The sequence below is a fragment of the Gammaproteobacteria bacterium genome (genome assembly GCA_022340215.1).
Lineage (GTDB): Bacteria > Pseudomonadota > Gammaproteobacteria > JAJDOJ01 > JAJDOJ01 > JAJDOJ01.
In genome coordinates this window covers 1-8363 of the sequence record JAJDOJ010000123.1, presented here as the reverse complement: position 1 = coordinate 8363, position 8363 = coordinate 1, and the positions used below count along the sequence as shown (strand labels likewise).

The 8363-nt window shown below is 59.1% G+C and carries 9 protein-coding genes; 5 read left to right on the top strand and 4 right to left on the bottom strand.

All coding sequences use genetic code 11. The features are described 5' to 3' along the window. The 3 genes from LJE91_09025 to LJE91_09015 form a co-directional block, all read left to right on the top strand. The coding region (locus tag LJE91_09025) for a transposase family protein (GenBank protein ID MCG6868851.1) at nucleotides 1-192 on the top strand (192 nt) is incomplete at its 5' end. 50 nt (nucleotides 193-242) lie between these two features. After that, nucleotides 243-542, top strand: a complete 300-nt coding sequence (locus LJE91_09020) for a hypothetical protein (GenBank protein ID MCG6868850.1) — start codon at nucleotides 243-245, stop codon at nucleotides 540-542. Nucleotides 543-676: 134 nt separating this feature from the next. Beyond that, nucleotides 677-1483 (top strand): transposase, encoded by an 807-nt coding sequence (locus LJE91_09015; protein ID MCG6868849.1) that lies wholly within the window; start codon nucleotides 677-679, stop codon nucleotides 1481-1483. Here LJE91_09015 and LJE91_09010 read toward each other — a convergent pair. Beyond that, on the bottom strand, nucleotides 1456-2070 hold the full coding sequence (locus LJE91_09010; GenBank protein MCG6868848.1) for a hemolysin III family protein: 615 nt from the start codon (nucleotides 2068-2070) through the stop codon (nucleotides 1456-1458). The genes LJE91_09015 and LJE91_09010 overlap by 28 nt on opposite strands. A 610-nt stretch (nucleotides 2071-2680) precedes the next feature. After that, nucleotides 2681-3811, bottom strand: a complete 1131-nt coding sequence (locus LJE91_09005) for an FIST C-terminal domain-containing protein (protein ID MCG6868847.1) — start codon at nucleotides 3809-3811, stop codon at nucleotides 2681-2683. A 347-nt stretch (nucleotides 3812-4158) separates the two neighbouring features. Here LJE91_09005 and LJE91_09000 point away from each other — a divergent pair, with 347 nt between their 5' ends. After that, nucleotides 4159-4881 carry a YceI family protein gene (locus LJE91_09000; protein MCG6868846.1) on the top strand — a complete coding sequence of 241 codons (723 nt, stop codon included), beginning with the start codon at nucleotides 4159-4161 and terminating at the stop codon, nucleotides 4879-4881. 106 nt (nucleotides 4882-4987) lie between these two features. Here LJE91_09000 and LJE91_08995 read toward each other — a convergent pair whose 3' ends face one another. Together LJE91_08995 and pgi are read right to left on the bottom strand one after the other, a co-directional pair. Then, nucleotides 4988-5482: a GFA family protein gene (locus LJE91_08995; protein MCG6868845.1), complete on the bottom strand. Its 495-nt coding sequence runs from the start codon at nucleotides 5480-5482 to the stop codon at nucleotides 4988-4990. 111 nt (nucleotides 5483-5593) lie between these two features. Then, nucleotides 5594-7234, bottom strand: a complete 1641-nt coding sequence (gene pgi / locus LJE91_08990; GenBank protein MCG6868844.1) for a glucose-6-phosphate isomerase — start codon at nucleotides 7232-7234, stop codon at nucleotides 5594-5596. Nucleotides 7235-7969: 735 nt separating this feature from the next. Between pgi and LJE91_08985 the strand changes: the two genes are divergently transcribed. Continuing rightward, nucleotides 7970-8363: DUF4338 domain-containing protein (locus LJE91_08985; GenBank protein MCG6868843.1), on the top strand; the 394-nt coding region annotated here is incomplete at its 3' end.

Here is an 8363-nt window from a genome sequence, read left to right as displayed (position 1 = left end):
GATCCACGTCGGGCTCAAGGCCGGCGCCACCCGCTGGCGAGCGTGCTGGCCATCGCCACCGCGGCAGTGCTGTGCGGGGCACGCGGTTACAAGGCCATCGCCGATTGGGCCAAGGCGTTAAGCCCGCGGGCGCGGGCGCGGGCTCGTCCATCGATCAGGAGCGAAAGTTCTCGACCCAGGCGTTGTCGGTAACAACCCAAGGTTCTTCAGGCAACATCTCGGGATCACCCTCCGAAGGTCTCGTGCTGAGCGCCGACGGCACTCAAGGCTCCGGCACCGCGGTCTTCGAAGGCAGCTACAGCGTCTCATCGTTCTCCGATGTCTTCGGCATTGCTTTCGACACCCAATGGGCCCAACCGGCCGACGGCGGTTACGTCGTTTTCACCGTCGATGCGTCCGAAGATCAGGACACGCAGGAGGCCATCCTGGTCTTCGACGGCAAATCGATGCCCACCGGCCCTCGCCCGATGTCGTTCAACGCCGACATCTCCAGTGCCGACTTCTTCGTCTACTACGTGCCGGCCGCCAAGAGCGACAAATGAACAGTGAAAGTCAGTAACTTCAGGGCAGTGAACTCGAAGTGCGAATCGGACTGCACTTGTATCCTGTGGGTCCCGAATATCCGAGTCATTTGATATTGTTGACGTTCTCCTGGCCATAGGCGATCCTCGATCCCATGGTTCGACTGGTCCGTTTCCTGCTATTACTGCTCGGCGTGACGTTTCGAACGCGAGGCTCACTTCAAGTCGAAGTCGCAGCCCTTCGTCATCAGTTGCTGCTGTATCGGTCCAACCGGAAACGACCCCACATCACACCCGCAGATCGGCTCAGGACCGCGGTCGCCGACGTGGAGATCTTTTCTCAATTCCCACGCCAGAGATCTGGTGTCAGTCGATTTTTTCGTCGTCCCGACTGTCACTTTCAGAGTCTTCTTCGTGTTCCTTGTGCTCGCCCATGGTCGGCGTCACGTCGTGCACTTCAACATGACAGAGCATCCGACGGCCCAATAGACCGCGCAAACGAAGCCTTCCCCTTCGACACCGCACCCAGGTATCTGTTGCGGGATCGAGGCGCAATCTATGGCGAAGCGTTCCGACGTCGTGCAAGCAGCCTTGATATCGGCGAGGTCCTTACTGCTCCTCGCTCACCGTGGCAAAACCCGTATGTCGAAAGGCTGATCGAGAGTATCCGTCGCGAGCTTCTCGATCACACGATCGTTCTTAACGAACGACACCTCAAACGCATGCTTTCGGGCTACTTCGACGACTACCATCGTTGGCGTACCCATCGATCGTTGGATATGGATTTCCCTGCTCGTCGAGCTGCCCGGCCAACTCGGACAGCCCAGGCGATCGAGTCTCCGGTTGTGGGTGGATTACACCACTACTACCTTCCAAAGGTTGCAGGAGTTTTCGGGACCCACAGAGCTCGATACCGACCAGCACCGCACCCCCATCACAGGAATAGCAGAATCGTGAAGTAGTGGCAAACGCTGCCCGCCAGCACGAACAGATGCCAGATCCCATGGGACCTGGGGTACCAGTGGTTGAGGACGAAAAACAGGATGCCTGCCGTGTAGAAGATCCCACCCGCCAGCAGCCAGCGAAATCCCGTCGGCGGCAGGGTGGTGAGCAACGGGTCCAGGGCGAGAAGGCAGAGCCAGCCCATGACCAGATAGATAATGACGGGTACCACTCTTGGCCCCTTGCGCGGCAGCGCGTCCAGGAGGATCCCGAACACCGCCAGCCCCCAGATCGCGCCGAACATCCACCAGCCCAAGGCGCCTCTCAGCGCTACCAGGGTGAACGGGGTGTAGGTCCCCGCGATCAGCAGGTAGATGGCCTGGTGGTCCAGCACCCGGAGTACCCGTTTGGCGGGGCCGTCCAACGCGTGATAGAGGGTGGAGAAGAGATAGAGCAGGAACAGGGTGAAACCGTAGACGCTGTGGCTCAGGATCTTGCGCGTATCGCCATCCATCGCAGCATATGTGACGAGGACCACGCCTCCGGCGAGTGCGAGGGCCGCGCCGATCAGGTGGCTGATGCTGTTGAATCGTTCGCCTTTGTACATGCCGGTATATACTTGCGGCATCGTCACTCGCTCCGCTTGCATCCGAACGGCGACGCAATCACCGCGACGCGCGTTTGTTTTCCACCGCGTCTGCCGCAGCAAATCGCATACCGATCGAACTGCGTGCCGGTGATCGTCCGCGCTCTGCGCTTTGGCCAAGCCTGACCGGTCGAAAACAGCCGGCCCGTGCGGTGGATTTCCGACTTGGTCGGACTTGCGCCGACGCTTGACTGGTCGGGCCAAGTCTTTTCTCCGGCTGCGCACGCCCCCATTCCCGGAAAGGTTCAGGAGGTTTGCTCCATGCTTGTCACCCTGCGCCAGATCATGCGCCAAGTCCATGCCGCGCCGACGTTGGACGACGCCCTGGTAGTCATCATCCGGCAGGTAAAGAAGGCCGTGCGGGTCGACGCCTGCGCCGTCTATCTGACCGATGTGGAACGGGATGACTTAGGCGATTTCTGTCAAATGACATACCATCCTGCTTGTCTTTTCGTTCGTCCTCTGTGTTGCGACAACAGTGACATAGTTCGACTATGCGCCTGTTGTCGCGCCTTGATGACGAACGAAAATCCGGCGCAATCTGGTACGCCATTTTCCGGCAATCGCCTTATCAACCTCGCTCCAGGAAGACGGTCAGAACCCCGGTGTAACCGTAGAGACGATTGTGCGATATCTCACCGTTGGCGTAGAAACCGGCAAGCGGCAGGTCCCCGAGTTCTTCGCGCACGATGGAGAGTTCCGCCGAGTCCGGCCCGAACAGGTTTTCTCCCCTGCCGAGGCAGCTGAAATACAGAGCGCCCGCGGGTTCGCCGTCGATTCTCGACCTGACGCTGGCCAGCATTCGCCTGAGGTCCTCTCTGGCGGTATCCGCATCGCGTCTCGCGAATTGCAACTGCATCCCTTCGGCGAGATGGTCACCGATCGCCAGGGCGCCATTGTCCGGGTCGATTCCGAGCAGGTTCCGCACCAGGTAGTCGCCGGTGTCGGATCCGGGAATGTGCAGGGCCGCAAAGATATAACCCGCCATGCGCCGTGGATCCCGCGCCAGGATATCGCCGACTTCCTCGTTCAGCACCTCAAGGGCGGGGCGCCCGTCGAGGCGTGTCAGAATATGCGCGTCAGCGCCCGTTACCTCGTGACGGTGCCCGAACAGGGTACAACCCTGAGTCACGCCGGTGACGACGGGAACACTACCGGAGAACAACACGCCAGAGAGGCCATTTTCGCTACGATCACCGGCGATCTGAACCAGATCGTTTCCCTGCGACGAACTGAGGCCGCCGACCAGGAACCCGCCCTCCATTCCCGCGCTGAGGCCGGCAATCAGTGCCGGCATCCGCGGGTTGCGCGGGTCGCCGTGAACCACCCCGAACGAACTGAGGTGAGCGTCGCGCCACGCCCGGCTGGCATCCAGCCCGGCCGAGACATCATCGTAGACGGCGGGTAACAAACGGAAGCTGTCGGCCTCGATATCGGTAACGAGAACGCTGATCGCAAGGCGTCCATAGCTCTCGATGCCGCTACCGATGAGTCCCCCGGCGACACTGCCGACCCAATGATCGACCGGCGTCTGATCGCGAAGCCGATCGAGTATCCCATCGATATGGGGCGCCAGCTCACCATCGAAATAGAGGAATCCCAGCCCCGCCGACTCCGGCACCCCGCGCAGGGACGACAGCAGGTCGCTTATCAGCGTGTCCGGCTCACTACCCTTTAGGAATACATGCTGGAACATGGCCATTAAGAGCGCTCATCAATCCGATTCATAAGTACAGTCTACGCTCCATCGCACAGCTGGGTCGACGAGATCCCGCTTGGTCATCGATCCAGAACTCACTTTCCGGCGGGTTTTGCCGTGCTGGCACCCGGCCAGTGCGGCAGCGGAGGGCAAACCCAAATAACCTAAATATTGTCATTCCACATGGATCCTCTGGTTTCTCGAACTGCACAATCGATCACAGAACGCGACTGAAAGGTACGACGGAGCCGAGGCGGAACTGGTCTCTATTAGTTTTTTATTATATATTTATCACTTGAATAGTTTCATGTTGCATACTCCCATGTGAGGAGTCGGGCGGAGAACGGCATATGAAGACCTTGTTTGACATGATGATAGGCGCAATTCTAGCGTTTCTACTCGGTGGCATCGCCGTCCATGGCGTCGCCGCCGAAGAGATCTGCGAACCCTTTGATGATGATCGTGTGAATCCCGAGATCCTGGCGGGAATGCTGGAGGCCGCCCAAGACGGATACCTGTACCGGATCCAGCCGGCCACCTCCAAGGTGGGTTTCTGCGTGACCAGCATGTTCGCACCGGTTAATGGCCAGTTCGACGAGTTTCGAGGCGGTCTGGCCTGGCAACCGGTAGCCGAGGGTCACAGTCAGGCGCTCGTGATGGTCCGTACCGACAGCCTCCACACCGAGAATGCCCTCGTCGACAAGATCATCAAGGGTGAAGGATTCTTCGACGCCAAACGTCACCCCGAGATCCTGTTCGTCAGCCGGGGCATCAAGTGGACCACCCCGAAGACCGCCGTAATGCACGGTGACCTGACATTGCGCGGTGTGACCCGTCCCGTCGATTTCGCGGTGGAACTGGCCGAAGGAGAAAGCCGGCCCGGTAAGGTGCAGAACGTCACGGTCAAGGCCACGACGTCCATTAATCGTTCCGACTTCGGGATCGGCAAGATGTCTAGGCTAGTCAAGGATGACGTTCGACTCTGCCTCAGTATCGACGCGATCCGTGTCAGCCCGGAATCCCTTAAACTCGACACCCGATCCGCCACCCGGACGGGTCAGGGAGCGGCCTGATCCTCATGTTGCTTCCCCGGTAGCGCAGCGCAGCCCCCCCCGGAGGGTGTCGAACGGTAATTCCCTTCGCTCCAACGGGAGTAAGCTAGGGGGGGCAAGACCGTATTCAGGATTGATAGAGTCCCTGGCGCCTGTGCCAGTCCTCGATGCTCTCGTCCGGATAGCGCGCGAAATGCCGGTGTCCCTCCCCCTGCGGGACCTCGACCCACGGAGCCGCAAAGTCGAGCATGATGTGGACCTGTTCGGGTGGTACGGGCAGGGGTGTATCGATCGCGGAAGCGAAAGGGTAAACCCACTGATCCCACCGGGGATCCGCGGTCCACAGGGCGCTGCCGCAGTCCCGGCAATAGTATCCCTTGCCGGGGCTCGGTTTAAGCTTTCCCGGATGCGCCTCGTCGTCGATCCGGTTCGCATGCGCGGCGGCGTGTTCCTCACCTTCGATCTCCAGTGTATCCGACTCAGCCATGATATTAATGGCGTATCCACCACCGCCTGCGGTCTTACGGCAGATGGAGCAGTAGCAACGCATGTAGGGATACGGCGTATGCGATACCGCCCGAAATCTCACCTGTCCGCAGTAACATGAACCTTCGATTTTCATCTCCGTCCTCCTATTGAGTCCCGGGGTGTTCTCCATCGGACCCCGGAGTTGGACATCCCCCGAACGGAATTGCCGGTCGACTTCAACGCGCTTTTCGACATCACGTACCGGTCAGCGCAGGTGCTTATAGTGATTGATCAGCCCGTTGGTCGACCCATCATGGTGACTTACAGGGTCGTTACCCTCGAGTTCCGGGAGAATGGTCTTTGCCAGGACCTTTCCCAACTCGACCCCCATCTGGTCGTAGGAGTTGATATTCCATATGACGCCCTGGGTAAAGATTTTGTGCTCGTAGAAGGCGATCAGGGTACCCAGTGTCTCAGGCGTGAGCTGTGGATACAGAAAAGAATTCGAGGGTCGATTCCCGGGAAAGGTCTTGGCAGAAGCCGCCAGCTCAAGCTCCTCTCCCCGTACGCCGTCAGCGGCCAGCTCGGCGTATGCCTCCTCACGGGTGCGACCCCGCATCAGCGCTTCGCTCTGGGCAAAGTAGTTGGAAACCAGAATTTGGTGATGGCGGCCTATATCGTTGTGGCTCCGGGCGGCGGCCAGAAAGTCGCAGGGTATCAGCCTGGTGCCCTGGTGAATGAGCTGGTAGAAGGCGTGCTGGCCGTTGGTGCCGGGCTGGCCCCAGATCACTGGCCCGGTATCGAGATCCACGGGGTCACCCTGGCGGGTGACGCGCTTGCCGTTGCTCTCCATGTCGCCCTGCTGGAAATAGTCTGCGAAATACTGCAGGTACTGATCGTAGGGCAGAATGGCGTGACTCTGTGCGTCGAAAAAGTTGTTGTACCAGATACCAAGCATGGCCATCAGCACGGGAATATTCTGCTTGAACGATGTGCTTCGGAAGTGTTCGTCGGCCCGGTGCGCACCCGTTAACAGCGCCTCGAAATGCTCCATGCCGAGATAAAGGGCGATCGACAGACCAATGGCCGACCAGAGCGAGTAGCGTCCCCCGACCCAGTCCCAGAACTCGAACATGTTTCTGGTGTCGATCCCGAATCTCGCCACCTCTTCCGCATTGGTGGACATCGCTACGAAATGCCTTGCCACGTGGCCCTCATCGACCGCCGAACGCAGGAACCACGCCCTCGCCGTGTGCGCGTTGGTCATGGTCTCGATGGTGGTGAAGGTCTTGGACGCAACCAGAAACAGTGTCGTGTCGGGGCTGACCCGCTTCAGGGTCTCGGCGATATCGGTTCCATCGACGTTGGAGACAAAATGAACCGCCAGGTCCGGCCTGGCGTAGGGCGTCAGGGCCTGGCACACCATCTTCGGTCCAAGGTCCGAGCCTCCGATACCGATATTGACGATGTCGGAAATCGGCTTGCCGGTATACCCTGTCCAGGCCCCGGAGCGAACCGCCTCGGAGAAATCACGCATCTTGACGAGTACCGCGTTAACCGCGGGCATCACATCGTCGCCATCAATCACGATGGGGCGGTTCGATCGATTGCGCAGCGCCACGTGCAGTACCGCCCGGTTCTCGGTGTTGTTGATCCTCTCTCCCGAGAACATTGCCTCGATCCGTTCCTCAAGACCTGCCTGCCCCGCCAGGGCGATCAGTTGCTCCAATACGGCCGCATCGATCCGGTTCTTCGAATAGTCGAACAGCATTTCGCCGAAGCGGGCCGAAAAACGCTCGAAGCGCCTGGCGTCATCGCCGAACGATCTGCGCATGTGGACGCCGTCCATCGCCAGTCGCAGCTTCTCGAGCGCCTGCCATGCTGGGAGTGTCCTGGGTGATTGCATATTTTGACTCCGGTGTGCGTACTATGGTGCTTGGACAGGGAATATTATCTCCAGCGGCGCGAGCGCCGACTACCGCAATTCGCGTAAGTCAGCACACATCTTTTTGTCGCGCTTGCGACCGAAATCGGTACCAAACTCTGGGACAGGGCTGGCGCAGCTAAAACAAGCAAGATAGACAATTCGGAACGATCGAGCCTGAACAACGGGACATTTCAGGCAGCTCATGGAGAAAGTCGGAATCGACGCCCAAGTCCATAACCAGGAAAAATCCTATAAGAATTCTCCGCTCGCGGCAATCTCAGCAGCTCAAAAAATCATTCCTTCAGATTCGCGGATTCCCTTTTTCCGACATTCTGTCCACTGAGTTGTTGACACGAATTGGCGTTCAATGGGGTCAGACTCGATTGATAGATGCCGCGCTCTTCAGCGCTTGGTGGAATCGGCATTGCGGGACAACGTTCAACCTTTTCAATCGAGTCTGACCCCATTGATTAGCGCAATTCTCTGGTAGTGCTCTATGTCTGCTCTCGAAAGTTCAGCCCTGAAGCATGACCACCCAATGCCAGTTATAGCAAGGAATATAAAAAAGCGCTTTCGCAAAAGGGCACTAGACAACGCGGATCGACTTTGTCAGGATAAAGGGAACGCAATAGGCCTGTTTTAAGGCCATGAGGGTTCCCTGATGAGTCGTACGGAGGCTGGCGACTGGGTGCAGTTCAGAAACTGCTGGAGAGATTGGAGGCGGCGGGGCTGGTCGAGCTACCCGCGTTGAAGCGCCCGCAGGTCCATACCGGCAAACGGGGGGGTGTTGCACTCAGCGAGCGAACCGCGACCGACAGGCGTTTGGCAGGTCCCTTGCGCGATTTCGCTCCGGTGCGCCTGGAGGCGGTGACCGAAGCCTCTGAGGTGGGGCTGTGGAATGAATATGTCGAGCGTTTCCACCCTTTGGGCTACAAGGGCGCCTTCGGTTACCGGCTGCGCTATTTCGTCCGTTCGGGCTCGCAGCGCTTGGGTTGTGTGCTGCTGGGCGGCGCCGCCAGGGCCATTGCGGTGCGCGACCGGTGGATTGGCTGGAACGAGCGGGTACGGCTGCGCAACCTGGCCTGGGTGATCAACAATAGCCGATTTC

What these genes read in the sequence shown, in the direction of transcription:
- LJE91_09015 (MCG6868849.1), top strand. Translation starts at nt 677, where the DNA reads ATGGTTCGACTGGTCCGTTTCCTGCTATTACTGCTCGGCGTGACGTTT.
- LJE91_09000 (MCG6868846.1), top strand. Translation starts at nt 4,159, where the DNA reads ATGAAGACCTTGTTTGACATGATGATAGGCGCAATTCTAGCGTTTCTA.
- LJE91_09010 (MCG6868848.1), bottom strand. Translation starts at nt 2,070, where the DNA reads ATGTACAAAGGCGAACGATTCAACAGCATCAGCCACCTGATCGGCGCG.
- LJE91_09005 (MCG6868847.1), bottom strand. Translation starts at nt 3,811, where the DNA reads ATGGCCATGTTCCAGCATGTATTCCTAAAGGGTAGTGAGCCGGACACG.
- LJE91_08995 (MCG6868845.1), bottom strand. Translation starts at nt 5,482, where the DNA reads ATGAAAATCGAAGGTTCATGTTACTGCGGACAGGTGAGATTTCGGGCG.
- pgi (MCG6868844.1), bottom strand. Translation starts at nt 7,234, where the DNA reads ATGCAATCACCCAGGACACTCCCAGCATGGCAGGCGCTCGAGAAGCTG.